21 protein-coding genes are annotated in these 26087 nt (G+C 40.1%); 8 read left to right on the top strand and 13 right to left on the bottom strand.

Annotated features, from left to right (window positions below):
* Positions 1-245 precede the first annotated feature (245 nt).
* A complete protein-coding gene (locus I585_RS15990) occupies positions 246-1676 on the bottom strand; it encodes a 6-phospho-beta-glucosidase (protein WP_010741004.1) in 1431 nt (476 codons plus the stop codon).
* A 21-nt stretch (positions 1677-1697) separates the two neighbouring features.
* Positions 1698-3089: a 6-phospho-beta-glucosidase gene (locus tag I585_RS15985; protein ID WP_010741005.1), complete on the bottom strand. Its 1392-nt coding sequence runs from the start codon at positions 3087-3089 to the stop codon at positions 1698-1700.
* A gap of 220 nt (positions 3090-3309) precedes the next feature.
* Between I585_RS15985 and I585_RS15980 the strand changes: the two genes are divergently transcribed.
* The gene (locus tag I585_RS15980) at positions 3310-4227 is read left to right on the top strand and encodes a MurR/RpiR family transcriptional regulator (protein WP_010741006.1); all 918 of its coding nucleotides are present in this window, start codon (positions 3310-3312) and stop codon (positions 4225-4227) included.
* A gap of 40 nt (positions 4228-4267) precedes the next feature.
* On the opposite strand, the gene I585_RS15975 is transcribed toward I585_RS15980, so the two are convergent.
* From I585_RS15975 to I585_RS15965, 3 genes are all read right to left on the bottom strand, one after another.
* Positions 4268-6169, bottom strand: a complete 1902-nt coding sequence (locus I585_RS15975; protein ID WP_010741007.1) for a beta-glucoside-specific PTS transporter subunit IIABC — start codon at positions 6167-6169, stop codon at positions 4268-4270.
* 133 nt (positions 6170-6302) lie between these two features.
* Positions 6303-7145, bottom strand: coding sequence for a BglG family transcription antiterminator LicT (gene licT / locus I585_RS15970; protein WP_010741008.1), 843 nt, complete (start codon positions 7143-7145; stop codon positions 6303-6305).
* A 391-nt stretch (positions 7146-7536) separates the two neighbouring features.
* Positions 7537-7734: a hypothetical protein gene (locus tag I585_RS15965; protein ID WP_010741009.1), complete on the bottom strand. Its 198-nt coding sequence runs from the start codon at positions 7732-7734 to the stop codon at positions 7537-7539.
* 154 nt (positions 7735-7888) lie between these two features.
* Here I585_RS15965 and I585_RS15960 point away from each other — a divergent pair, with 154 nt between their 5' ends.
* The gene (locus tag I585_RS15960; protein ID WP_010741010.1) at positions 7889-8401 is read left to right on the top strand and encodes a type 1 glutamine amidotransferase domain-containing protein; all 513 of its coding nucleotides are present in this window, start codon (positions 7889-7891) and stop codon (positions 8399-8401) included.
* A gap of 82 nt (positions 8402-8483) precedes the next feature.
* Here the strand turns inward: I585_RS15960 and I585_RS23455 are convergent, their stop codons facing one another.
* The 7 genes from I585_RS23455 to I585_RS15930 all read right to left on the bottom strand — a co-directional run bounded on the left by I585_RS23455 (position 8484) and on the right by I585_RS15930 (position 18830).
* Positions 8484-8633, bottom strand: a complete 150-nt coding sequence (locus I585_RS23455) for a hypothetical protein (protein ID WP_167545846.1) — start codon at positions 8631-8633, stop codon at positions 8484-8486.
* 140 nt (positions 8634-8773) lie between these two features.
* On the bottom strand, positions 8774-9616 hold the full coding sequence (locus I585_RS15955) for a class C sortase (protein ID WP_010741012.1): 843 nt from the start codon (positions 9614-9616) through the stop codon (positions 8774-8776).
* A 16-nt stretch (positions 9617-9632) separates the two neighbouring features.
* Positions 9633-11537, bottom strand: coding sequence for a pilin N-terminal domain-containing protein (locus tag I585_RS15950; RefSeq protein WP_010741013.1), 1905 nt, complete (start codon positions 11535-11537; stop codon positions 9633-9635).
* Positions 11538-11541: 4 nt separating this feature from the next.
* Positions 11542-13017 carry a SpaH/EbpB family LPXTG-anchored major pilin gene (locus tag I585_RS15945; protein WP_010741014.1) on the bottom strand — a complete coding sequence of 492 codons (1476 nt, stop codon included), beginning with the start codon at positions 13015-13017 and terminating at the stop codon, positions 11542-11544.
* Positions 13014-17165 (bottom strand): SpaA isopeptide-forming pilin-related protein, encoded by a 4152-nt coding sequence (locus I585_RS15940; protein WP_244266012.1) that lies wholly within the window; start codon positions 17163-17165, stop codon positions 13014-13016. Before I585_RS15940 ends, I585_RS15945 begins: the two co-directional genes overlap by 4 nt.
* Positions 17166-17959: 794 nt before the next feature.
* Positions 17960-18442, bottom strand: a complete 483-nt coding sequence (locus I585_RS15935) for a hypothetical protein (protein ID WP_010741016.1) — start codon at positions 18440-18442, stop codon at positions 17960-17962.
* Between the two features lie 82 nt (positions 18443-18524).
* On the bottom strand, positions 18525-18830 hold the full coding sequence (locus I585_RS15930; protein WP_010741017.1) for a hypothetical protein: 306 nt from the start codon (positions 18828-18830) through the stop codon (positions 18525-18527).
* 188 nt (positions 18831-19018) lie between these two features.
* Between I585_RS15930 and I585_RS15925 the strand changes: the two genes are divergently transcribed.
* From I585_RS15925 to I585_RS15910, 4 genes are read left to right on the top strand one after another with little or no spacing between them, the layout of a single operon-like run.
* Complete coding sequence (locus tag I585_RS15925) at positions 19019-19609, top strand: TetR/AcrR family transcriptional regulator (RefSeq protein ID WP_010741018.1); 591 nt, start codon at positions 19019-19021, stop codon at positions 19607-19609.
* Positions 19609-20466, top strand: coding sequence for an ABC transporter ATP-binding protein (locus I585_RS15920; protein WP_010741019.1), 858 nt, complete (start codon positions 19609-19611; stop codon positions 20464-20466). Before I585_RS15925 ends, I585_RS15920 begins: the two co-directional genes overlap by 1 nt.
* Positions 20463-21176, top strand: a complete 714-nt coding sequence (locus I585_RS15915; protein WP_010741020.1) for a hypothetical protein — start codon at positions 20463-20465, stop codon at positions 21174-21176. The genes I585_RS15920 and I585_RS15915 overlap by 4 nt, the downstream gene beginning before the upstream one ends.
* A complete protein-coding gene (locus I585_RS15910; protein ID WP_010741021.1) occupies positions 21160-21870 on the top strand; it encodes a hypothetical protein in 711 nt (236 codons plus the stop codon). Before I585_RS15915 ends, I585_RS15910 begins: the two co-directional genes overlap by 17 nt.
* Before the next feature lie 87 nt (positions 21871-21957).
* Here I585_RS15910 and metG read toward each other — a convergent pair whose 3' ends face one another.
* Positions 21958-23967 (bottom strand): methionine--tRNA ligase, encoded by a 2010-nt coding sequence (gene metG / locus I585_RS15905; protein ID WP_010741022.1) that lies wholly within the window; start codon positions 23965-23967, stop codon positions 21958-21960.
* Positions 23968-24135: 168 nt separating this feature from the next.
* Here metG and I585_RS23275 point away from each other — a divergent pair, with 168 nt between their 5' ends.
* Positions 24136-24285 (top strand): hypothetical protein, encoded by a 150-nt coding sequence (locus I585_RS23275; protein WP_155856981.1) that lies wholly within the window; start codon positions 24136-24138, stop codon positions 24283-24285.
* A 554-nt stretch (positions 24286-24839) separates the two neighbouring features.
* Positions 24840-25922: a hypothetical protein gene (locus tag I585_RS15895; RefSeq protein WP_010741024.1), complete on the top strand. Its 1083-nt coding sequence runs from the start codon at positions 24840-24842 to the stop codon at positions 25920-25922.
* Positions 25923-26087: the final 165 nt, after the last annotated feature.

Below are 26087 nucleotides of genomic sequence, written 5' to 3'. Positions count from 1 at the left end.
TGCTATAAAAACACTTATAATACAAAATGCGTTATTTACTTCTTTTAGTTAAAAAAAAATTAAATATATTGGCTACCATTATCGAAATACTAGATAAACTATTTGATTTCTTGATGTTTTAATTTTTTCCTTTCATTAATTACATAAAAAAATCCGAGTGAAAATACCACCCGAATTAGCTTTCTATTGGAAGATAGAACAAAAAAAAGACCAAGACTGTATTTCTACTAGTCTCGGTCTTCAAATTAGTTGCTTAAGTCTTCACCATTTGTTTCGATTACTTTTTTGTACCAATCAAATGATTTTTTCTTGCTGCGTTTCAAGGTTCCGTTCCCTTCATTGTCGCGGTCTACGTAAATGAAACCATAACGTTTCTTCATTTCACCCGTTCCGGCAGATACAAGGTCGATACAGCCCCAAGTCGTATAGCCTAATAGATCTACGCCGTCTTGCTCTACAGCATCTTTCATCGCTTGAACGTGCTGTGCTAGATAGTCGATACGATAATCGTCTTCTACATAGCCGTTTTCATCTGGGGTATCGATAGCACCCAGACCATTTTCTACAACGAACAATGGTTTTTGGTAACGGTCATACAGGTCATTCATTGTGATACGCAGACCTAGTGGATCAATCTGCCATCCCCATTCACTTGATTCCAAGTATGGGTTCTTCACAGAAGCGAAGATATTACCGCTTGTTTGCTCTAATAGTCCAGGATCTGTTGTTGCTACGCGAGATGAATAGTATGAGAATGAGATGAAATCAACTGTGTGAGCTTTCAATAGCTCTTCGTCGCCTTCTTCCATCTTCACTTCGATCCCTTTACGTTCCATTTCTTTCACCGCATAGGCTGGATATTCCCCACGCGATTGTACATCAATGAAGAAATAGTTTTGACGTTCTTCTTGACGACCAGCCCAAACATCGTCTGGTTTTGGTGTATATGGATAGTAAGAACCTGCCGCTAACATACAGCCAACTTGGTTTTCAGGATCCACTTCATGAGCGATTCTCGTTGCAATCGCTGAAGCGACTAACTCATGATGCGCTGCTTGATATTTGACTTGTTCTTCGTTTTCGCCTTCTTCAAAGTAAAGCCCTGCGCCCATAAATGGTGCGTGCAAGATCATATTGATCTCGTTGAAGGTCAGCCAATATTTAACTAGTCCTTTGTAACGATTGAAAATCACATTACATAAGTTTTCATAGAAACCAACTACTTCACGGCTGCGCCATGCCCCATATTTTTCAACTAAGTGCATTGGGCAGTCAAAGTGAGTGATCGTTACTAATGGTTCGATGCCGAATTTTTTACATTCTTTGAAGATATCTTCGTAGAATTTCAACCCTTCTTCATTTGGCTCTTTTTCGTCGCCTTTAGGGAAGATACGACTCCACGCTAAGGATAATCGATAGGTTTTGAAGCCCATTTCCGCAAATAGCGCGATGTCTTCTTTCCAATGATGGTACATATCGATCGCTTCTTTGGCTGGATAAAAATGCTCATCATCAAATTCAAACATTTTCTTTTTCCCTGCAATGACTGCAAAACGATCTTCACCAACTGGTGCAAGGTCTACGTTTGCTAACCCGCGTCCGCCTTCGTTATAGCCGCCTTCACATTGATTGGCCGCTGTTGCGCCGCCCCATAAAAAGTCTTTTCTGAATCCCATACTTTCCCTGCTTTCTTTGTTCTATACTTTTTCTAAATCTAATTCACGTGCCACTTCGTCTTGTACCTCGATGCCGTCTTTTTCTAGACGAGCAATCGTTTCTTTGAAGTTTGGCAAATGATCTTTATGTGCGATAAATAATTCGTCCATGATCCGTTGCGCCGTTTTACCCGAACGAACCATCGGATTGATCGTGAATGCTTGCAATGCTGTATCGTAGTCTCCAGTTACAGCCGCTTCGATCGTTAGTAATTCCATCGCTTTCATCACTTGCAGCCAGCCGCGTTCTGCTACTGGCAACTCGCCAAATGCGACATTACGAGCACCTTGTCCGCCGATATAAGCAGAAACTTCCACTACGCAATCTGCTGGAAGATCTGGTACAGCACCATCATTTTTAGTAGAAACAACTAATTGCGTGTTCTTGTTCGCATAAATAGAAGCGATTGATTCGCACGCTGCATCAGAATAATAAGCGCCTCCGCGTTGTCCTAATTGTTCTGGTTTGTAATCTAAGTTTGGATCTTTGTACAATTCAAACAATTCTGTTTCCGTTTGCTTCACTTGCTGCGCACGCGTACCGATTGTTTTGTACTCTTCTAACGCATGAGCAAGTGTTTCTTCTTCTTGATAGTAATAATGATGGTAGCCGCAAGGAATCATCTTCATTTGTTCTAAAATTTCTCTTGGGAATGGAATATCATGGATATTTTTCGGCATACCTGTCTCGTCGCCTGCGTACATTTTTTCGACGATATCCATCGTCACATCTTTGCCCTTAAGATCTGTCACTTTATGCCAGTGGAAATGGTTTAAGCCAGCAAACTTGTAGATCAATTCATCTGCTTCTTTGCCTAATAATTCAGGTTCGATCATTTGTGCCATTACTGGTACATTACATAAGCCAATGACTTTGTCCCATTTGCCGTAACGAACGACAGCTTCAGTCACCATACCACTTGGGTTAGCAAAGTTGATCAGCCAAGCATCTGGACATAGACGTTTCATGTCTTCGACGATTTCTAAAATGATCGGAACAGTTCGGAAGGCCTTGAACATTCCGCCGGCACCGTTGGTCTCTTGTCCTAGCATGCCATAATACGCGGGAATACGTTCATCTTTGATCCGAGCTTCTAATAAACCAACACGGAATTGAGTTGTCACAAAATCTGCGTCTTTCAAAGCTTCTTCACGATCTAAAGTGATATGAACTTTAACATCATAAGGGGATGCATCCCACATACGCTGTGCCATTGCACCAACGATTTCAACTTTTTCACGACCTGCTTCAATATCGACTAACCAGATTTCACGAACTGGCAATTCATCGTAACGTTTGATAAATCCTTCCATTAATTCTGGTGTGTAACTGCTGCCTCCACCAATTGTGGCGATTTTTACTCCTGCTGACATTCGATCGACTCCTTCTGTTTTTATTTACAATTCAATTATCCATTACGTAAAATCTTAATTCAATCCGTTTACAAGCTATTCCATTCTTATTTACAAATCAGTAGAAGAAAACGGTTTATTTTGTAAATGTCGGTGGATTATTTCTCTTTTTTTCTACATTGATCCACAAAAGTGTTTACAAATAATCTATACTATACGTAAACGATCAGGAGGTGCTTAAATGCTCTTATCAGAAAAAATGAGACAAACTGATTTTTCTAATGCAGAGGCTGCCTTAGTCAATTACGTTTTAGACAAAGGTATCGAGATTGAACCTCTGACGATCAAAGAGATCGCGGAAGCCAATTTTGTCCATCCATCCACTTTGATCCGAGTGGCAAAAAAATTGGGGTACAAAGGCTGGTTGGAACTACGAACAGAATTTTTAGCAGAACAAACCTATCTGCAAACATATTTTGAAGATGTCGATGCGAACTTTCCTTTTCAAACAAACGACGGCCTAATGACTATCGCCAACAAAATTGCTTCTTTAGAACGAACCACAGTTGATGATACCTTGAGCTTGTTAAATCATGATGATCTGCAAAATGCCAAACAGCTTTTATTGAATGCGAAACAGATCAAAATATTCGGCAGCAATGCCAACCTGCTGATCTCGCAAGACTTCGCTTTAAAAATGCGCCGCATCAAAAAGAATGTCGTGACGAGTCAAACAATGGGCGAAGATACCTACGAAGCCTTCAACAGTCAGGAGGATACCTGCGCCATCTTGATTTCCTATACAGGAGAGAATAATTTCATTTTACGTCTCGCGAAAATCCTGCGAAAACAAAATATCCCTGTCATTGCCTTGACCAGTATTGGTGATAACACTTTGGCATCGATAAGTCAGGCTACTTTGCGAATCACGACTCGCGAGCGTCTCTATTCAAAGATCGCCAATTTCACGATCAATTCATCCATCTGTTATTTGCTGGATGTACTGTACAGCTGTGTCTTTGCTGAAGACTACCAGAAAAACTTGAATCATTTGATTGCTATCGGCGAATTGGCCGATACACGAAAGACTAGTTCAGAAATCATGGCTGAATCACCAGAATCCATGATCCAGATCAGCGAATCCTTTCGACCAAATTAAAGTTCGGGACAGTGTCCCGAACTTTAATTTTTACCCTAATTTAGACTAGAACAGTCAATAGTTCATCACTATTTCCAACATCTGCTTGTTGATCTGCCTCTATAATATCAAGGTAGTCTGCCGAGTTGGTCACAATCACCGGTGTTTCTACACTATAGCCCGCTTCTTCAATCGCTTGGATATCAAAACTGACTAGCTTATCGCCGCGTTTTACTTTTGCCCCCTGCTCAACATAGGCTTCGAAATATTTTCCGTCTAATTGAACGGTGTCTAACCCAATGTGAATCAATAATTCTAATCCGTTGTCTGATACTAAACCAATCGCGTGCTTGGTTGGGAACATCGTCATGACAGTCCCATCGAATGGTGCGACTACTTCCCCAACCGTCGGGTGAATGACTACTCCTTTGCCCAACGCGCCTTGCGCAAATGCTTGGTCTTTCGCCGTTTCTAATGGCATCATATTGCCTTGTACAGGAAATGTCACGATTTCTTTGCGAACACCCATCTCATTTTGAACCTCTGTTTTTTCTGTTACTTCATCATCTTTCCAGAACAGCATCGTTGCTACAAAACTGAAGACCATCGCTACACCGACCGCGATGAATTGAGTGATCATATTGCTAATATCGCTATTGGCTGTATCGATATGATTAACAAAACCAAAGATACCTAAACCGCCCATGATAAAGCTTCGAGCCCCAAATAATCCAGTAATCAAACCACCGATTGCTGCACCGATCATTGAGATCAAGAAAGGTTTTTTCTTTGGCAAACTCAATCCGTAAATCGCTGGTTCAGTAACTCCGAATAGTCCAGAGATAACTGCTGGAATCGCCAATTCTTTTAATTTTTTGTCTTTTAGTTTGAAGAACATCGCCAAAACAACTGCGGTTTGAGCAAAACTTGCTGAGAATGAAGCAGCCAAGATCGTATCGAAACCTAGTGTTGAGATGTTGATGATCGCCAATGGAATCAAGCTCCAATGTAACCCAAAGATTACCAGTGCTTGCCAGAAGAAACCAACCGTTACACTCATCAAGACTGGTGAGAATTCGTACAATGCTGTGAATCCGCTGCCTAACAAGTTTGTCAAGAAAGTAATTACCGGACCGATAATCAAGAAACCAAAGAATACTGAAATCAAAATCGTAAACATAGGTACTAAGAAAGTTTGCAGCATTTCAGGAATTAAACGTTTCGCCAATTTTTGAATACGACTCGCAAACCAAATAACTAAAATAACTGGAACCACACTACTTGTATAGTTGTTCGCAATAATCGGCAGTCCAAAAACTCTGATGAATACAGGACTCTCCAAGATCGTATTGGCAAACAACGTCATGATCGGTTTTCCAGCGCCCAAAGCAGAGGCTTGAATCGTTGGATAAACCATCGCCATCCCAATCGCAAGCCCTGTAAAGTCAGCAACCTTGAACTTGCGAGCTGCGGTTAACCCAATCGCTACCGGCATGAAGTAGAAGATACAGTCGCCGACTGCAGTAAAGAATAGGTCTGTTCCAGCTCCAGCTTCATACAATTTGAGATATAAGAAGAGTGCGTTAAACCCTTTCAGCATACCGCAGGCTGTCAAAGCGCCCAAGAAAGGCTGGAAACAGCCTGAGATCAGATCAATCAGACGGTTAAAAATATTGCCCTTTTCACCTTCGTCATCGTCGCTTGCTTCACCTGTAATCCCTGCAACTTCTAACACATCAGCATAAACTAGCGGTACATGATTCCCAATAACCACCTGGAATTGTCCCCCGCTCTTCATGATCGTTACAACACCATCCATGTTTTTCAAGACATCTTCATTTGCCTTTGCTTCATCTTTCAATTTGAAACGCAAACGCGTGATACAATGTGTCACACTATTGATATTTTCTTTTCCGCCTACATTTGCGATAATTTTCTCTGCTAAATCCTGATATTTACCCACTCGTTTTTCCTCCTAATTCAATTTACTGTATTCATCTTAAAAGAGTTCTTTTTAACAACATTTCATTCTTTATAATGTATACCCTTTCACTAAGCAACAACCCGGGATTCATGTGCAAAGCAGGCGGGTAATTCTATTGATTTACTTTTTGGACTAATCGTGCAATATGGATCGTTAAATATAACTTTTCATCATTGGACATTTCGTAATGATACTTTTTGCTAATAAAATCGGCAATTCTTTCCACACATTGATAGGCATTTTGGTACTTCTTTTGAATGATCAAAAGAAGCTCATCATCCGTCTCATCAGTCAGCTGCCGTTGATTCATGATACGAGAAGCAAAGAAACGCAAATGCGTTGTAAAACGATAGAAGTAGACAGATTCTTCATCCAATTGAACTTTAAAATAATAGCTGGTAATTTGAATAATCTCTTGCATCAATTCTGCCATCAGATAAGCATCTTCGTTATCGCTTTCCGTTTGAGCATTTACTAGATGCAATGCAATATTTCCGGCTTCGTCTTCCCCTAAATCAATTTTGAATTTACCTTTGATTTTCTTTACGGCACTTACCCCGACTGAAAATTCGTCTGGAAATAAACGTTTGACATCCCACAATAACAAGTTCCGCACCCGCACGCCTTCTTTAACTCGTTGGATCGCGGCATATAAATGGTCCGTGATTGAAATATAAAGCGAGTCATTCAACGGATTTTTCAATGTGACCTTTGCCTCATCAATAATGTCATTGGCAATTTCTACATAGCTGATTGGAACATCTACTAACAGTTCTTGAAATTTAAGGAACAAATCACTATTCGCAAGGTGATAGGTTTTATCGATCGCCGTCTCGGCTATCTCATCCCCTATTTTTTTCTGAAAGGCTAGACCACGCCCCATCGCGACGATCTCGTTATTTTTTTGATCAGTCGTGATGACTACATTGTTATTCAAAATCTTCTGAATCTGCATCCAATGCTCCTCCGTTCTGTGACATTCGCTACTAAAAATCGCTTCCACTGACTTCGTTCACTTAAAATGATAGATATCTTTGTAATCGTTGTCAAACCCAAGTTTGTTGTTTTTTATAAAGCCACCTCCTGTTTTAGAGCAACAAAAAAACCCAATGAGGGCACGACAAATAACTCGTACACATCATCAGGTTTAGCTTGTATTAAAACAATCACTATCCATCATTTGGTCTATTTAATTCAAAATCAGCTTAACAAATAGAGAAAGCGCTGTCAATAGATTTTACAAAAAGAATTTCTTTATCCCCCTTTTTTGTAAATCGAATATTGACCGCTTTATAAAAAATATTTCTGAATCTAGCAGCAATACAATTGGTCCCTAGTGAATTCAATTAGAAGCCAATATTACCTGTAAAGAAGTTGAAGGCGAGCGCCAAAAAAATAATTGCCATAACTAAACTACTCCACAAACTAAACATCACGAAAGGAGACGTATTTTGATTGCCACTCTTTTTCAGACTAGTAAACGACCGTTTAGTCATCCATAATTGCCACACCCCAAGAATTAAAAAAGCCACACCGATTATCATATTCTTTCCCCCTCTTTCCTAGATTTTACCTCAAAAGTAGGTATTAACATACTCAAACGGAAAAAGTGTTTCAACTATCGGCCAAACAGATTAATTGAAATCTCAGTATTTATCCTTTAGGGTTAAAGTAACGAAAAGAAAGGATGAACATTCAATGACTAAGAAAATTGCAGCAATCGTCACAGATCTGGTAGAGGATGTTGAACTATCCTCTCCGAAAGAAGCACTGGAAAAAGACGGCAACGAGGTAACGATTATCAGTTTTGAGGCCGATCAAGAAATCACTGGTAAAAAAGGTACGAAGTTCAAAAGTGATAAAGGAATCGATGAGGTGAAACCTGAAGAGTTTGATGCTCTGTTAATTCCAGGGGGATTTTCTCCCGATCAATTACGCAGCGATGCACGGTTTGTCTCATTTGTGACTTACTTCCTAGATAAAGAACAGCCTCTGTTCGCGATCTGCCACGGACCGCAGCTGTTTATCCAAACAGGCTTGACCAAAGGCCGGACAATGACCGCCTATACAACCGTTCGACCGGATGTTGGGTACGCCGGAGCGATCGTCAAAGATGAACCAGTTGTGGTAGATAACAAACTGGTGACTAGCCGTACGCCAGATGATCTGCCTGATTTCAATGAGAAAATCGTCGAAATTTTACATGCGTAGATTGAAAGATAAAAGGACTAGATTTTTTCTAGTCCTTTTTGCTTTATTCGATTCTGCTATGCTAACCACTAAAGTATTCGGCTTATCTTACATACCCTACCGCTATGCAATTCAGTCCATTCGATCCTACAAAGGCATTGATAACCGTCCCGTTTTGCGGAAGATACCCATCTTTTTCTTTATTCTTATTGAAATCCTTGATTGAAAAAACCACAACCTGTTTAAAATTCATAAACTCTATTCCTCCCATTACTACTCCATTTTTTTAATCTATCAATTAGTCTAGCAAAAATAGAGCGAAATGTTAACGGTATCAAGGATTTTCTGAGTTCAAAGGCAGAATAACATTTTTGCTAAGTGATCGTACCGTTCTTAACGTGCTTTTAAGGCCTTGATACGCTTAAAAACTACGCCGATCAGCCCGGTAATCAGCAAAAGACTGAAAATTAGAATTGCCAGAGACATCTTTCGACGGACGTGATCAGCCTCGACTAGCGTTTTTTTCATACCGTTATCAAAAGGAATCCTTGTTCCTCGGACCAGAAGTCGATGGCTGTTAACACCATAAGGCGTGCAGGTCATCAACGTTGCGTAGTCTTTGTCCTCAACGATATTCAATGACTCAACCTCAGTCGGCTCGATCGTTTGAATTTTATCTACCTCGTAAGCAAGTGTCTGATTTTTGTATTCCAGATAAAATTGATTGCCCTTCTTTAATTTAGGCAGATCACTGAATAAGCGAGCTTCTTTTAAGCCGCGATGGGAAGTAATCACCGTGTGCGTATTTTTGCCGCCGTTAGGATAAGAAGTTCCTTCCAGCAAGGCCGCCCCGCGTTTTAAAAAAAGAGAGTCTGTCTGATCAAAGACGGGTAACGCAACGTTGATTTTAGGAATTCGTACAACAGCAATTGTATGCTTTTGATAATAATCTTTCTCAATTTTTGTGACCTTAGGTTTCTTTTTCGTAAATGGATCGCTGCCTGGAATTCCCATCTTGGCAATTTTTTTATTTTCATCTTTAATTCGTTTTTGTTCCTGCTGGATCGCTTGCCGATTTTCAGTATTCGATTTTTCTTGATAATAATTGATGACTTGCTGATTCCAATAACTATTCAATGCATCGCCTACGAAGGGGTAAAGCAGCGCTCCCGCCCCGCCGAGCATCACCGCAAACATAAGAATATCTATAAATGAATATCTGCGTTTTTTCTTCATCGAACCACCAATTTCTCTATTTTTCAGTCAATCGATTTCGTTTTTTAAAGTAGGTGACTCCACTTGCCAAACCGAAGATTCCAATGACAACCAATCCTGTGATCCCCCAACCTCCAGTCATCGGAAGGATTCCTTTTGTCTTGTTTTCAACACGCAGAATTTGAGCATCTCCTGCTCCGTCTGCTGTAAATTTCATTTCTTTTAATTTGACATAGCCATCAGGCGCTTTGGTTTCAACTAAGGTATAGTAGTTCTCCTCATTTGATCCAAGACCGTAGATTCCAAAATTCCCATCTTTATCAGAAATAAGTTTTGTGGCATCCTTTTCAGCTGCGACCCAATTGACAACATAGTCTTGAGCACAACCTGTCACTGATTCAACAAATTTCCCATCTGATTCTTGCGCCAAGCTCATAAACTCGCCGTTTTTATTTTTTATCGCAAATTCCACACCTTCTAGCTTTTTATCTGTTCGGCTATCTACTTTGACAAAGCGTTTCCCATATGTTTGTACACGCTCCTCATCCTTGGAATCCCGGAAGCTATTTTCGAAAAGAACATCATTATCAATATCTTTCAAATCAGTTCCTGCTTTGACCTTCATCGTCGCGCTAAAGGATAATGTTTTTGTCGCGTGCTGCGCTAAATTAGCAGGTGTGAAGGTTAGGCAAAATTCATTCGTCCCAGGACCCATAGAAAATTTAGGAGACAATCCCGTGGGTTCTCCATCATTTATTTTGATACTCTTTATAATTTTTTCCTCATTGCAGCAGAGTTCCAATCGTTTATCAAACGTATCGATCAGTTTGTACATCGAATAATTTCCGACATCCTCAGGAATTTTTTTCGAGATGGTGTAAGTGAGTTCTTGACCATTTCGGACGTCTGAATCATCCACCTCTTTTTTTACATTCGGTACTTTGAAATTGTAGGCCTCCGCTAAATTGTCGCCAAATGGTGCATTTAATTCTTTTGGCTGAAGTTTTTGATCATAGTAATTATACTTCGTCACTTTCCACTCGTCTGATACAGTGAAAGACACTTTTGGATTGATCAAAAAGTGATATTTATAGTTGTTATCCGGATTAGTATCCTGTTTTTCGGAGGTGGCAACGTCGCTTTCAATCTCATAAAACTCGTAGATTCCCGGTGATAACACCAACCCTTCTGCTTTCACAACACCTTTATCATTGGATAGGAACACCGCCGCCTGTTCTTTATCTGTTTCTTCGAGATCAAATTCGTTGGTAGTAGAATTATAGTAATTGCCGTCTTTTTTCCTCAAAATAAATTTTGCGTCTTTTAAAACGGCTTTCCCTCCATCGGAATCAATCCCATATTTGATAAATTTCACATCATTTGTCGGCATTTCATTTTTGGGATAAACATGCACTTTCTCTCTTAAAGTCCCAGTTTTATCATGAGAAGGCAAGCCAATCACAAATGGTTCTGATTTAGCTGGAACGACTCCAGCCGGAAAGCCGGTCTGCTTAATTAAATAAATGGCACTTCCCGTCTTAGCTTTTATCGACAATGCTAGTTCAGCTAAGCCATCAGTATTTGTTTCTGGAAATTCTTTTCCATTCATCGTTGAAGTATCTACTTTTTTTGCCGCCTTGATAGCCGCGGTTTCTTTCGCTAGGTGTTCACCGCTCGCAGCATCATAGGCATCCCAATAAACACTCGTTACATCATAGGCTGTGAAGGTTGACCCCGCCAATGGTTCGCCGGTAAAATCGGTCATTTCATCTCCCGTATTTTGAATCTCACTTGGTAATTTATCATAGGTTAGATTATGGATCACGACTGTCTGCTCGACATCCCTGTCGGCTTCTGCTGTCCTGGCAAAACCAAACAAACCTTGGGACACTACCGCTGCTAATAAACCGATCATCAGAAATAAACTTTTTTTGATTTTCATTGGATTATTCACTCCTCTTAGTTTTGCGTAGAAATACCAGCACAATGACACATACAACGAGGCTTCCGCCAACTACGATGAACCATAAGTTTCGGCTATCATTCATTTTAGGATACTGAGCAAGCGGACCAGCAGCCGTTTGTTTCTTCGTTTGAGCTGGACTAGGTTTATTGGGCTGTTTGCTTGTTGAAGTCGTTTTTTGATTGACCACCTGCAGGATTCCCTTGGAAAAGGTGTAGCTGTTTTCCGATATCTCGAAGGAAACTGCTTTTTCACTTAAAAGATACCCAGCAGGGGCGTTCACTTCTTCTAATGAATAGCTGCCGTAACTTAGGCCGTTGATTTCAAAGAATCCATCTTTATTCGAAGTTAATTTAACTACGTCCGTCTCTTCTTTTTTTGCGGTCCAATAATAGGCATTCTCTCCCCCCTGCAAATACTGTCCTTTCGCATTTTTGACCACAAATGAGGCACCCGCTAATGTTTGATTCTTTTTTAACGCATCGACCTTAATAAATTTTTTCCCGCCTGTCTTGACCTTGCGTTCCCGAATGATCTTATCAAAATCGGTTTCAAGTTCAGCACGATTAATGATTTCGTGATCGATCCTATTTGTATCCTGCAAGGTCATAGTGTAGGATATCGTAACGTTTTTTCCAGCATGTTCTTTTAGCTTTGTCAGGTCAAAAAGCAATCTAAAGCCATGGTCCGAACTTTCTAACTGATAGTCCTCATACGGTCCATCCGCAATTTGGACCTTGATCGATTTGGCATCTAGCAATAAACTCGGATCCGCTTGATCGGAAATGCGGTACTTGCTGTAAAGTGATAAATTGGATGGCAATCTAGTTTTTAGCTCATACTTGATCGGATCTCCTAGCTGATAACTCAACTGCTGATCAAGGACCTCTTTTTCAAAACGAGGTTGCGTAATCTCATTTTTGGGATACAAATGAATCGGACCTTCAAGGAAATCGCCAGCAGCATCGAAGGCAGGTAAAGCTACGATCATATCCGCCGCTTTACTTTTTACATCGCTAGGTGCGGCACTCTCCCGAAAAAGATAAACAGCATCCTTTCCTTCAGAAAACTTTGGCAATAGAAAAGTGGCAATACCGTCTTTATCGCCTAGTGTCGCTGTAACTTGCTGCGCGATCATATTTCGATTGGAAACATCCATGTTTTGCAGCTCTGACTGAACCTTTTTAGCATCTTGATCGTCCGATTCATCCAGCAAACGATTAAAATCTGCCGTCACATCATACACATCGAAGGTCACACCATTCAACCCGTCATAGTCCTTCAGACGTTCATCGCCGTCGTTCTGACTCGCTTCAGGTAGTGCATTTTCTGGAAACACCAGTTTGTGTAAAGTAAAGGTTATCGAATCTGTCTCGGCTGCAGCAACACGACCGCTCATTCCCAAAACAGTTGAAAGAAGAACCGCAAGCAGCATTATCAGCCTAACGAGCTTTTTCATGACAATCCCTCCTCTTTCTTCAGCGGAAAGTGATACCACAGTCCAACCAGCAAACCAATAAGTCCGAGCGTTATCAGCAACGCTCCGCCAGCACCACCTGTTTTCGGTAATGGAGTTCGCGGATTGTTTCTAGCCGTGAACTGAATTTGAGTATTCTTTCCTTCCTCACCCTTTACGATGCTTACATCTTGTTCGTCAAGCTCATCGCCATCGTACGTCACAATGATTTCTCCTCGTTTGGAGATCGAAACAGTAAAATCGCCCTTCAATTTGACAAAGCCATCTGGCGCTTTTGTCTCTTTGACAATGTAAGTTTTTCCTAATTGAAGCAGATAAGGATTTTCTTCGTCATCTATAAATTTTCCGATTCCGTTTTTCTCCGTTGTCGCTGTCGCCAGAATCGGTTCTTCTCCAGCCGCATTTAATGAAAATTCTCCGCCCTTCAACAGTCGTTCACCGACCATGCTTTTCTTCAAGATTGATAGCTCAAACGGTTTGAGCCGATGATTCTTGTGTTCGTGAAGATATTCGTGGTTCGGTGTCTTGTCATCAATGGTGAATTTATGGATAGTATCATCTAGTTCATACCCATCTGGTGCGTTAATTTCCTGTATCGCATACTTTCCGTAACGAAGATTCGCGATTTTCTCAAGATCAACCGTTTCCCCCTCGCCGATTTGAACGATTCGATCTTTCTTCACCTTGATACTTGGCAGAAAATCATGCAGCTCTTCATCTTTATCTACGCGAAAAACCGCAAATTCGGCAGTACCGTCAATCAGTTCACCTTTTTCGTCTACCTTTCTGATTTTTAATGCGCCGTCTACTCCACTGGAAGTTCCTGATCCTTGGGTAGACTTGATTTCCACCCGTTCGACCGTTTCGGTAATTAGATGGCCGGCTCCAGAAAGTGAGGCACTATTTGTTATCTGAGTTCCATTTCTGATTGCCGGATCAATATTGGTGTAGTAGGTGATTATATAAGGTTCCGAAATAGAGTCACCTAGGACAATCGTCAGCGTTTGCTTCCCCGTTTCAAGACTATTGGTGAGTTTTACTGAACGCCCGCCCGTACTTAAATCAACTTCTTCCCCTTTTTCATACTGCCCATTTCGTTTGATTGCTTTATGGGCCTTTACCTTTACTACTCCATCCTCTTGCTGAAAGGTCTGCTCGTTGATTGTCACTGTATCGGTAATAATCGGATCATTGATCGTCCGGCTATCTTTATTCAATACGATTTCATAATTTGCCTGCAGCTTGGCTTCTGAGTCGTTCATTTCTTGACTGCCGCTTTTAGTGAGCCAATTTCCTTTATAGCTCTTTTCAACAAAGGCTTCAATTTCGAGCCTTTCATCCTCAAAGTCCATATAGGCTTTATTTTTATACTTAAAGGTATCTTCATCAGCCTTTACCTTGATAAAAAGCGCAAACGGTTTATCGATATCTTTCAAAAGTTCGATTTCGAAGTCTTCAGATCCGTCTTTGCTCGGGATAAGCTGGTAATCATCGTTCTCCTCAAGTTTGCGCCCATATCCTGTTAGTCCATATTCAGGTCGTCCGTATTCTACTTCGTATATTTTGATATCCGGGTTTGATTGCCCTTCATGAATATCCTCTCGTATCATCGTTCCGGCTTTTAAGTTCAATCCCCATGAATTTAACGGGACAGTCCAGTAAACAGAATCCTCAGAAGGCTTTTCCCCCGCAAAAGGACTGACTTGATTTTTGTATTCCTCATCTTTTGCTACAAATGCGCCATATTTCCAGCCATTCTGACTCATTTGGGCATCGACCCAAACTTCGGTTTCATCTGAATCGTATCCATATCCTTCTCCGTGTTCATACTGATAGGTTACGATCGCTGAGTTCGTAAAGTGATTGCTTTTCCCTCGGGAATACTCGCTTTGATCTTCCATCTTAAAATGTGTATTATAACGAATCTGTAAAGTTTCGCTCGTACTTGCGTAATCCCCGATCAGTCGAATCACAAAACCATCTTTATAGTTCTCGCCTTTAGATTCTAAAGTAAAATCTGTCCCTTTTTTTAATTCTCGGGAATAATCAATATCGTTGTCATTAGCTGGTTTTTCTTTCAATGGATAGATGTGAAGAGTCTTCACATTTAGTCGCAGCGCACACTTGTTGTTGCCGTCGACTCTGCTGTAGCGATCCTCGATCACGGCATTTTTCATCACGATTTGATTCTTATTGATGGAGGTCCACCAGGATAGTTCACGTTTCATGTAATCGGTTCCCGCATGATATTTGGTTACGCCTAACAGATCATCATCATCGATGCCGCTACTGCCGTTATATTTTTTTCCTTCGACCCATAGATAATTCGCGATTTCCTCATCAAGCGGTAGTGGCAGCTCGAAGGCTTTCGTTTGATAGCTGAGATAATAAGTTCCCGCTTTAGCAAATTCGATGCCGAATCGAATGATTTGATCAGTACCAGACTCATCCTTCTTTGTTTTCTCTTCTTTCTCAAGAAACTTCCATTGATCCTTCCCAAGTGTATCTCCCTTTGCATCTGTGATTACAAGCTTCGAAGGCTCCAAATAATGCAGCGCCCCTTGCGGCCAACCATCCGTTTTATACATCTGATCGATGATGTTGCCCCCGTTATTTTCGATTGTCGCCTTGACGCGCCAATCAAGGATACCTTTTTCAAATTGGGAACCAAGTAAGAATTTATAGCTAGGAATATTTTTTAAGGCCACAGTCGCCGATGTACCATTTTCTCTAAAATTTGTCCCTGCGATCTTAACTGTATTCTCGTAAGCATTCGCCTTGCCTCCATCCGTAATCTTTGAACGAACGGTGAATTTTACAGGATGTGTCAGCTTCTGTTTTTTCTGATTCAAATCGGGAAAGCTTAATTCAAAGTAAGAACGCTCTCCCTCTGGCCTGAAGTGCAAGCAATGATAAAAGCCGGATTCGGCTTCTTTCCAACCGCCATTTCCATCAGGAACCTCACATTTAGTACTCAGGAATTCGAGATTAGCCTGCAAATTATCAGTAACTTTGACATTTGACAGCTTTCGACTATTCCCGTTGATAATGACTTCCCAAGTGATGATATTGTCCGTACCAATTGAGCCGGTTTTGGTAATCTCGGCTTGAGCAATAGTGACCTTTATCTCTCCACTTGTAGTACCATCCTCATTGATTTCTTCTTCCGTAATTATTTCATCAATATACTGTTCCACATCTAACTGGGTCACAATTTGAATCGTTCCCTTACGTTCGCTTACCGCTGTCGCCTTATCATTAAACGTAATCGTCATTAATCCATCCAAACTTACATCAAAACTGCCTAACGATTCACCACCAGGTGTTTCATTTTTCAATGGTTCATTCTTTATCGCTTGGTGCACTGCAAAATAATCCGGCAGCTGATAGGTATAATAATCACCCGCTTGAATCTCTGCCTCATTGTCCAGCAGCCAATCAAAATCGATTTGGATGTTATCATCTCGGGTTGGTGGTTTTTCTTCCGAGAATTTTTCACCATTCTCGTCTGTCACTTTCATACTACGCAGCACCCAAGTTCCTAAATCATTTAAATCTCGTCCCGCCTCTTGCAAGATTTCCCTCTTACTCTCGGTTTCAGCTTTTGTTTCGATGAAGAGTGTTTTGATTACTTGATTGCCAAAATCAAGTGATACCTCGGACAAACCTGTTTTAGGTATTTCCGCCTGGATCGTCACACTACCTTGATAGTGTCTGACAGATTGATAATCCGGCATTCGTTCGTCAGGCATCATTTGATAATTTTGAGAGAAAGTAAATTGAATCCTGCCGTCGCTGACTTGAAAGCTGCCCATCCCATCTGGCAAGGTGCCGCTTTGTTCGCTGTAGGCCAGATCTTTCGGCAGTGTCAATTCTCGCGTCTCGCCCTCTTCAATCAGACTTGGATCAGTCATTTGCCACGTAAGATCGATCGTCACTAGTTCCAACGCATTAGCCCGAGTATCCGGTGCGTTCGTTTCTCCTACTGAATTAAAAATTGTTGCATCCGTTACTCGAATGTCACTCTGAACGTCCAAATTTTCAGCACGGCTGCTTGCATTTATTGGAACTAAACTAAAAAGTAAACTAACCACTAGCAGCACACTTGTCATCCAACCTGCTTTACGCATATTCTTCATCTCCCCCTCAAAAAATCAAAAACAAAAAATACTATAAACAAATCGTCAAAAATTAATTATAAATATTTCTAACAAGACAAATATAATAAAATACATCTTAATTAAATCCTAACAACAAACTTTTCATTCATCAAATTAGTGTAATAATATTAAAATGCAGTCAAAAAGAATATTCGTATGTAATTTAACGAGGCTATTTTCCTATTTAAATTAAGAATGCCTTTTATTTAATGTTATGAAAAAATTGTTTTCTAATAATAAAAATCATTTTTAATAAAAAAGGCTCTCTAAATTGATTCAAACCTACGACTAACAGTCTTTAATCCTTGATAAATCAAGCTTTTCTAAATTTTTAGGTTATAAAAACAGCAATCAGATATATCCCATTTTTTTTCAAATCCATAATGATAATTAATCAGAAAAAGGCCTCAGGAGCTTGCTACTTGGCAACAAGCTCCTGAGGCCTTGAAAATGAACGATAGCCCGCTCAATCAAGAGCGGGCTATCTAACTAATCAATATTTATTATTTTAAAGTTGTGGGTGTTACTATTACTAAAAGTTAACTATTTCTCGTTTAAACGATGTATTCCCAAATCCTTCTAATACATCCTTGTAACCCTATAGTTACGCCAGTTTGATTAAATTTCATCAAAATGAGTTAAAGTGTCGCATAAAAATATTTTTCGTATTTATTAACTATAGCATACCTTTCAGCTAAAGAAAAATAGTAAAATTGATTATTATCAAAATCTTTATTATTCAGTTCCCTGGCTTCACTATACTATTAACCGGCCAGCTCTTTTAACTTAATTGGAATAAAATTTTCCATTTGTGACCATCCCTGCTGCTCAATAATTCTCTTGGGTGTGATGATGTGTCCCATCATAAAACGTGTTTCCGAGATATCCAATTCAAGCGAATCTAATTTTGCAATATAGTCCTTTGCTTCTTCAAACAATTCACGACGAGTTTTCTCGTCTCCATCCTTATAGACATAAGTCAAAAAATAGCCGCCTTCAACATCAATCACGTCAAAATCACCCGCATCGATTTCCTCAGATAAAGCATACAGCCAGACCATTCCGCCATTTACCGCGTCAAAGAATAAAAAATCTCTAGGCATAAATGAATCCCGCGGACTAAGTGTAAGCGCCGAAAAGTAAGCATTAAATTTTCCGAGAGTGCCCTTTTCAGAAAAATCAAAGTTTGAATCTACCCCTGATGAAGCCGCCTTAAAAGCTGGAAGCTCGATTATTCTAAATGTCATTGATCCACCTCACGTGTTGTAGTCCTTTCATTTTAGCATTACGGAAATGGACAATACAAATAGCGATTCAATCGTGGCAGAATTAAAAGCCTGAGAACACAATATCATTGATGCCAAAATAGTTGAGTCCGTATAGAAACAAGGCAATTCCGTTGAGCACAAATGAAATCACAATGATTCCGTAGCGAATGGTTAAGTATGAGTATCCCTCTGGACGGAAGCCAGAATATTTCTTGCCATGATAACCGATCATGATGATCAGCAATAAAACGGTCATGATTGTTTGGAAAATCAAGCCTAGCAAATAAAGCGTGGGGCCGCCATTATTTAACTGAAGAAAATAGCCTCCAAGTGTTATTAAGTCGATCAAGATTGCAATAAGTGGCATTAAAATCACTCCTTCATAGATATCTTTACGTTGAGTATACCTGAATCCTAAAGAATCCCCTGCTAAAAAGCACTGGCAAAACTTAGCCGGTTTAACCCGATAAGGATTGACAGTGATGAAGAAACATCGTAGTATTTATATGACCAATAAATATATTTAGTCATATAAATAAATTCAAGAGGTGAATTATGCCAAAATTTAGTGCACACGAGCGTCAAGTTATTGCAGAAAAAATTGTTGCTGTTGCAGAAGAATTATTTTGTGAATATGGCTTGAAAAAAGTCACGATTGAAGAAATCGCAAAGGCCTCCGCAATTGCCAAAGGCTCATTTTATGCCTTTTTTCCCAGTAAGGAAGAATTGTACTTCTCCATTTTAGTTGACTGTCAGAAAAGAATGTGGCTGCAAATGGAAGTCTACTTAGCTGAAAATCAACAGTTAGCTCCTCGAGACTTGGTAAAAAAGACACTCCTCTTTATGTTTGAATTAATGGATCAGTACCCATTAATTCAGAATACAGATAGTGAGACCATGGCACTATTGCTGCGGAAACTTCCACCTGAAGCAGTCGAAGCTCACTCTGGTGAAGATGCTGCCGCACTACAATTGTTTGAACCCTATGGTATTCGATTTACTCAACCGATCGACGTCGTGACCAAAGTTTTCCAAGCTCTTTATGGTGCTCGGGTTATGATGGAAAACGAAGAAAAGCAAATGCTCGATCAAGTCATTTCAGTAATGTGCGAGGGATTAGTGAACCAATTAGTGGAGGAAAAATAATGATCAAGGTGGAAAAGCTCTCTTATCGCTATCCTAAAAATGAACAGGACACATTGAAGAATATTAGCTTCGAAGTGCGTAAAGGAGAAATTTTCGGTTTTCTCGGACCTTCCGGCGCTGGAAAAAGTACGCTGCAAAATATCCTCACGGGGACGCTGCTGGGCTATCGCGGTAAGGCCTCTGTTCTAGAGACTTCAGTAAAAGAACGTTCAAAAGATTTCTATGAAAAAATCGGTGTTGATTTTGAATTTCCTAATTTTTACGGCAAGTTCACTGCAATAGAGAACCTACACTATTTCTCGTCTTTATATTCAAATGCTACACTTGATCCCAACCCTTTGTTAGAACGAATGGGACTGCTACAGGATGCGGATAAACAGGTCAATCGTTTTTCCAAAGGAATGAAGGCACGTTTAGGTTTTATTCGCTGTTTACTGCATGACCCTGATCTCTTATTTTTAGATGAACCGACGAGCGGCCTCGACCCTGCCAATGCGATGATTTTAAAAGAAATGGTAAGAGAATTGCAAAAATCTGGGAAGACGATCATCCTCACGACACATAATATGCAAGACGCGGAAGAGCTTTGTGATCGCGTGGCTTTTATTGTTGATGGTGAGATACGTGCGTTAGATACTCCGACGGATTTTCGTAATTCAAAACAAGAAAAGCGCATCATTTATACGTTTCAAAATACACGAAACTTGGAGGAAGAACGGACGATTCTTTTACATGCGCTGGGTTCAGATACTCATTTTTTGAACATGGCTAAGTCGGAAAAAATCACGCGGATCCATTCAGTAGAACAAAGTTTAGAAGATGTTTTTATTTCACTAACAGGAAGGCGGCTGCAATGAGACTTCTGCCAACGATTAAAAATGATGTCTGTTACCAAATAAAATATGGTTTCTATTTGATCTACAGTTTGCTAACAATTTTATATGTATTGATTCTTCAGCAAATAACCGATCCAACACTTAAAAGTACGGCGGGCAGTCTAGTAATGCTCAGTGATCCAGCTGTGTTGGGCTATTTCTTCATTGGCGGTATCTGGCTATTGGAAAAGGATGAGTCTTTGCATAGTTACATAGCGGTCACGCCATTAAAAACGGCTGAATACGTATTGAGTAAAATCTTTTCTTTAGGTATCGTATCCACACTTTCTGCGACGATTATCGGTTTCCTTGCGATTCCATTCGTTCACGCTTTATTATTAGCAGCTGTAATTTTTCTCTCTTCTTGCTTTTTCACCTTACTAGGATTGATTTTTGCTACCTTTTCTAAGACACTCAACGGCTACCTATTAGCCAGCGTTCCTCCTGCTCTGTTGCTTTTGACACCAGCGATTCTTACTATTTTAGGAATTCAGCTACCTTTTACGAATGCGATTCCTGGAACGATTGTATTCAAATTGATTAACGGTACGTTGTCAAATGATCCAACAAATTTTTTGATTTATTTCATCGAATTGTTCCTTTGGACAGGCGCGGCATTTATACTTGCTGTTCGTTGTGTTCAACGTGAAACAGAAGCAAGAGGGGAGAAAAGGCATGCGATTAACACTTAAAATTTTTTCCATCGGTATGCACGTTGTTTTACGCGATGCAATCATGCTATTCTTGATCCCTGCTCCACTCCTGGTCGGCATCGCTTTTCGTTTTTTGCTGCCATGGCTGAATCAACTTCTCTTAGTGCGAAGCAGCTTTTCTCTCGAACCTTGGTATCCAATTACAGATGGACTGATGATTATTTTAACACCCACGCTGCTAACTATGTCCAGCGCCTTTTTACTCTTAGAAGAATGTGATGAAGGTCTCGGAAATTATTATCAGATCACACCCGCAAGTCATTTACAGTATCTTTTTGCAAGAATCGGTATTCCGGCGATTTGGGGATTTCTTTGCGCTATTGTGATTACTCGCTGGTTTGCCCTTTCCGATATTTCGCTGCTTACCACTATTTCAGCATCTATTATTGCTACTTTATTCGGCATCGCAGTGGCTATGATGATCGTTTCTTTAGCTTCTAATCGCGTCGAAGGTCTAGCTGTTTCAAAATTGACGGGCATCACCTTGATGGGATTGATTGTCGCTGGACTCGTCTCCGACTCTTGGCGCTGGTTCACTAGTATTCTTCCCAGCTTTTGGGTTGGCCAACTGATTTTTGAGAAAGATCTTTGGCCCACACTTCTGCTCGGGACTCTCGTTTGTTTGTTTTGGTTCATTCTTTTTACGAAACGATTCATTAAAAAAATCAGCTAGCTAGAGACAATCAACTGCCTATATTGGTTCATAAACAAAAAAAGGTCGAAATCCCTTTACTTTGGATTTCGACCTTTTGATTTTCTATTATCCGACAATCGCGCCGTTTGGCATGTCGTTTGGTGCTTCCACGACTTTCAATGTGCCGTCAGGAGCTTCAGCAGAAAGGATCATTCCTTGGCTGATTTCTCCGCGCATTTTGCGTGGCTTCAAGTTCGCAACGATGATTAGTTTTTTGCCGACTAAGCTTTCTGGGTCCGCATAGAATTCAGCGATTCCGGAAAGGATTTGACGATCTTGTTTATCGCCTGCATCTAAACGGAATTGTAGAAGTTTGTCTGCACCTTCGACTTTTTTACATTCCATAACTTCCGCAACTTTTAATTCAACTTTATCAAAAACATCAAATTTGATTTCTTTATCCTTGACGGAAACAAGCTCTGTTTCTTCTGGATCCCATTTGATTTTTTCTTCTTCCGGCTGACTGCCTTCAGACATTTTAGCTTTGATATAAGCGATTTCTTCGTCCATATCTAGACGAGGGAAAATTGGTTTGCCTTTTGGCGTCACCTTGGTATTTTCTGGAAACTCGCCAAAATGAATCGTTGATAAATTCATCATTTCAGCATTTAAGCCCAATTGTTCAAAAATACGTTTTGGTGTCTGTGTCATGATTGGCTGCAATAAAATCGCAACGATACGCAGACTTTCCGCTAAGTGAACCATCACGCTGTCTAATTCAGCTTTGCGTTCTTCATCTTTAGCCAAGACCCAAGGCTCTGTTTCATCGATGTATTTATTCGCACGAGAAACCAACGTCCAAACCTCTGCCAACGCATTGTTGAACTCCATTTTGTCCATGGATTCACGGTAACGACTAACCACATTGGCTGCTGTCGTTGATAATTCGCTATCGAAGTCTGTTACTAAAGATTTATAAGCCGGTACAACTCCATCACAGTATTTATTGATCATAGCAACTGTCCGGTTTAATAAGTTTCCTAAGTCGTTAGCCAAGTCATAATTCACCCGAGCCACAAAATCCTCTGGTGTAAATACGCCATCTGAGCCAAACGGGATCGCCCTTAATAGGTAGTAACGAACCGCATCTAAGCCATAACGCTCTACCAGCATTTCAGGATATACGACATTGCCCTTAGATTTAGACATTTTGCCGTCTTTCATCATTAACCAGCCGTGACCATAGATTTTCTTCGGCAATGGTACTTCTAGTGCCATTAACATGATTGGCCAATAAATCGTATGGAAACGCACGATTTCTTTTCCGACCATTTGAACATCCGCGGGCCAGTATTTTTTAAATAGGCTGTCATCATCCGAATCGTAACCTAAAGCAGTGATGTAGTTCGATAATGCGTCGATCCAAACGTAAACCACGTGTTCAGGATTCGCATTGACTGGAATTCCCCACTTGAAGGTCGTCCGTGAAACGGCCAAATCTTCCAAGCCCGGTTTAATGAAGTTGTTGATCATTTCATTTTTACGAGATTCCGGTTGAATAAATTCAGGATGTTCCTCGTAGTATTCCAATAAACGATCCGCATATTTACTCATACGGAAGAAATAGGATTCCTCGCGCACCAATTCGACCTCGTGACCACTTGGCGCTTTCCCGCCGATCACGTTGCCTTCTTCATCACGATACACTTCAGCTAATTGCGTCTCAGTAAAATATTCTTCATCAGATACAGAATACCAGCCTTCGTATTCCCCTAGATAAATATCCCCTTGTTCCAACAACTGATCAAAGATTTTTTTGACTGCTGCTTGATGATAATCATCTGTCGTCCGAATAAATTTGTCATAACTGATGTCTAACGTCTTCCATAATTTCTTGATATCCGTTGCCATCTTGTCCACATACTCTTGTGGGTCTACGCCAAGTTCATCGGCTTTCTTTTCAATTTTTTGTCCGTGTTCATCGACTCCAGTCAAATAAAACACATCAAAGCCCATCAAACGTTTGTAACGAGCAATCGCGTCACAGGCAATCGTTGTATAAGAATTCCCAATGTGCAGTTTGCCACTTGGATAATAAATTGGCGTTGTGATATAAAATGTTTCTTTCTCTGCCATGAGGCTCCTCCTTTAAAAATAGATTCCTACGTAGTATACCACAAAAGGTCTTTGCTTTTAAGAAATGGATGGTTACTTATCAGCAATTGTTTTTTGTTAAAAATGATCGAGGCACTCTTTAAAACATTCCAATCCCTCGCTAATCCGAAAATCGGCAGAGATCTTAAAATGTTCAATATCGAATTAGTCAATCACTTCTTATATCGCCAAGAAAAAATTTCCATCTTGTATCAAGTTGATGAAGTGAATAATGCAATTTTGATCTTGCGGATATTTTCCAATAAGGAGGATATAATTAGAAAGATTGAGAATAACTAAATTGGAGATAGTTCGATTTGAAAAGTGAGAAGCTTAATTAATCACTCTCTCCGTGTTTTGATTGACTGATCAAAACTATGCTTTCTAATTACTTAATCATTACACTATAGGATATAAACGCAAAGAAGAGATGCTCAAAATTAAGCATCTCTTCTTTGTAAGCATACTTTTGAGAAATCATGATAATCCCCCACCTCAAAATGTTTCTTTTCACCAGTAGTCGCGGTATAGAAATGTTCATCTGAACTGGTATTGTATAGATGATACATAACCCCAACATTTGCTTCTTCTCCAGAAACAACGAAAATTGAAAAACATAGAAACAATGCCAAGAAAACAAGCGAATCAATCTTTTTTCATTATTCGTATTTGCTTATTGTTTTATATATTGAAGTTGTTAACTATACCACTCATATACTCAAATTTATTCATTTTAATTAAAAGATAGAGTATTTCTAAGGCTATTTTTAGTTTATTCTGATGTATCATAAAAGTGAATTTAAAAACAGAGATCAAAAAAAATAATAACTTTAAAATAGAAGGAGAGCACACTTATGCCAAAAACATTGTCGCAAATCACACTTTTTACCATGGGAAAAACGAACCTTGAGAAACGTATTTTGAAAGCGCACACAGAATCGTCGGATGCAGATACCACCATTCAATACCTTGTGGCTGTGCTGATTCGTCAATGTTTGTGCGTAAGTGACTTTGCAGGAATCTGCAACGACTTAATCAGAGAAATCTTTCTATTTGCGGAGCCGACAGAGGTGTTGCGCAAATTTTGTCCACTATTTCGCGATGCTTTTGAAAACGAAAAGGAATGGGACCAAGTCCTCAAACGTTTCTACAAAAACTCAAAACAAATCCACCGTTACAACAACCGTTTAGGCGACGGCAAAAGATACTTACTTGAAAAAACGACACCTGTTGAAGCATTAGAAGGTCAGCAATATAAAATTGTCTCGACCTTTGAAGATGCGATGGGAAAGGTGCACACGTGGAGTTTGCGGGATGCCGATCCGAATTCTTCAGCAACCAAAATCGATTCCGTATTAGAATTGATGTCTTCTTTGACTATTTTTGAAAAGGATGACGTTCGACGTTTTGTTAAATTGGAGAACTCCGAGATCGACAACTGTACCCGCGATATCAAGATCAGAAAAGGGAAAATTGTGGAGGCAACTGATCTAGTCAAGGAACTTCAACCAGAAATGGGAGTGTCGCCAGAAGTTGATTTAGATGATTTAACGGAGGAAGAAAAGCTGGAAATAGTAAAATTACTTCTACCTGAGGGCATTGTTTTGACCGATACTCGTATGGAAGAACTCAAAAAAGAAGACTCGGCAAATGATTCGGACATTAATTCACCAGAAAAGTCGATCGCCGCTACAGCCCCAAAAGCTGAATCAATCAGTGGTTCAACCACATCCGCTGTCAAAGAACCGCCAAAAGCCGAAGCCAAGAAACCCGCTGCACAGAAACCGATGGCACTTTCCGCAACAGAGAAAAGCCCCTATGTAGATTATAAAAAACCGAAAAGTAAGAAGCAAAAGCAGGTAGAATCCCAAGCTGAACTGTTTAAAAAGACCCCAGAAGGCAAACGCGCCTCGCATAAAAAGAAGAAAAAACGATGAGTCCAGAGTAGTGTTATATTGATAAAGTGATCGATAGAACCCCCTTCTCCTATAGGGCTTTATTTGTCATGCAAAAAATGAATTCAATGGTAGAGTTTATATGTATGTTTTACCGTGAATATTTAAAAAGCAGAACAAGCACATTATCATGAACTGTAGTGTGTT

The organism is Enterococcus malodoratus ATCC 43197, from assembly GCF_000407185.1.
Lineage (GTDB): Bacteria > Bacillota > Bacilli > Lactobacillales > Enterococcaceae > Enterococcus_A > Enterococcus_A malodoratus.
Note: the sequence above shows the minus strand (reverse complement) of the source record. Positions and strands in the feature narration are given on the sequence as shown.

What these genes read in the sequence shown, in the direction of transcription:
- I585_RS15990 (WP_010741004.1), bottom strand. Translation starts at nt 1,676, where the DNA reads ATGGGATTCAGAAAAGACTTTTTATGGGGCGGCGCAACAGCGGCCAAT.
- I585_RS15985 (WP_010741005.1), bottom strand. Translation starts at nt 3,089, where the DNA reads ATGTCAGCAGGAGTAAAAATCGCCACAATTGGTGGAGGCAGCAGTTAC.
- I585_RS15980 (WP_010741006.1), top strand. Translation starts at nt 3,310, where the DNA reads ATGCTCTTATCAGAAAAAATGAGACAAACTGATTTTTCTAATGCAGAG.
- licT (WP_010741008.1), bottom strand. Translation starts at nt 7,145, where the DNA reads ATGCAGATTCAGAAGATTTTGAATAACAATGTAGTCATCACGACTGAT.
- I585_RS15965 (WP_010741009.1), bottom strand. Translation starts at nt 7,734, where the DNA reads ATGATAATCGGTGTGGCTTTTTTAATTCTTGGGGTGTGGCAATTATGG.
- I585_RS15960 (WP_010741010.1), top strand. Translation starts at nt 7,889, where the DNA reads ATGACTAAGAAAATTGCAGCAATCGTCACAGATCTGGTAGAGGATGTT.
- I585_RS23455 (WP_167545846.1), bottom strand. Translation starts at nt 8,633, where the DNA reads ATGAATTTTAAACAGGTTGTGGTTTTTTCAATCAAGGATTTCAATAAG.
- I585_RS15955 (WP_010741012.1), bottom strand. Translation starts at nt 9,616, where the DNA reads ATGAAGAAAAAACGCAGATATTCATTTATAGATATTCTTATGTTTGCG.
- I585_RS15950 (WP_010741013.1), bottom strand. Translation starts at nt 11,537, where the DNA reads ATGAAAATCAAAAAAAGTTTATTTCTGATGATCGGTTTATTAGCAGCG.
- I585_RS15945 (WP_010741014.1), bottom strand. Translation starts at nt 13,017, where the DNA reads ATGAAAAAGCTCGTTAGGCTGATAATGCTGCTTGCGGTTCTTCTTTCA.
- I585_RS15940 (WP_244266012.1), bottom strand. Translation starts at nt 17,165, where the DNA reads ATGCGTAAAGCAGGTTGGATGACAAGTGTGCTGCTAGTGGTTAGTTTA.
- I585_RS15935 (WP_010741016.1), bottom strand. Translation starts at nt 18,442, where the DNA reads ATGACATTTAGAATAATCGAGCTTCCAGCTTTTAAGGCGGCTTCATCA.
- I585_RS15930 (WP_010741017.1), bottom strand. Translation starts at nt 18,830, where the DNA reads ATGCCACTTATTGCAATCTTGATCGACTTAATAACACTTGGAGGCTAT.
- I585_RS15925 (WP_010741018.1), top strand. Translation starts at nt 19,019, where the DNA reads ATGCCAAAATTTAGTGCACACGAGCGTCAAGTTATTGCAGAAAAAATT.
- I585_RS15920 (WP_010741019.1), top strand. Translation starts at nt 19,609, where the DNA reads ATGATCAAGGTGGAAAAGCTCTCTTATCGCTATCCTAAAAATGAACAG.
- I585_RS15915 (WP_010741020.1), top strand. Translation starts at nt 20,463, where the DNA reads ATGAGACTTCTGCCAACGATTAAAAATGATGTCTGTTACCAAATAAAA.
- I585_RS15910 (WP_010741021.1), top strand. Translation starts at nt 21,160, where the DNA reads ATGCGATTAACACTTAAAATTTTTTCCATCGGTATGCACGTTGTTTTA.
- metG (WP_010741022.1), bottom strand. Translation starts at nt 23,967, where the DNA reads ATGGCAGAGAAAGAAACATTTTATATCACAACGCCAATTTATTATCCA.
- I585_RS23275 (WP_155856981.1), top strand. Translation starts at nt 24,136, where the DNA reads ATGTTCAATATCGAATTAGTCAATCACTTCTTATATCGCCAAGAAAAA.
- I585_RS15895 (WP_010741024.1), top strand. Translation starts at nt 24,840, where the DNA reads ATGCCAAAAACATTGTCGCAAATCACACTTTTTACCATGGGAAAAACG.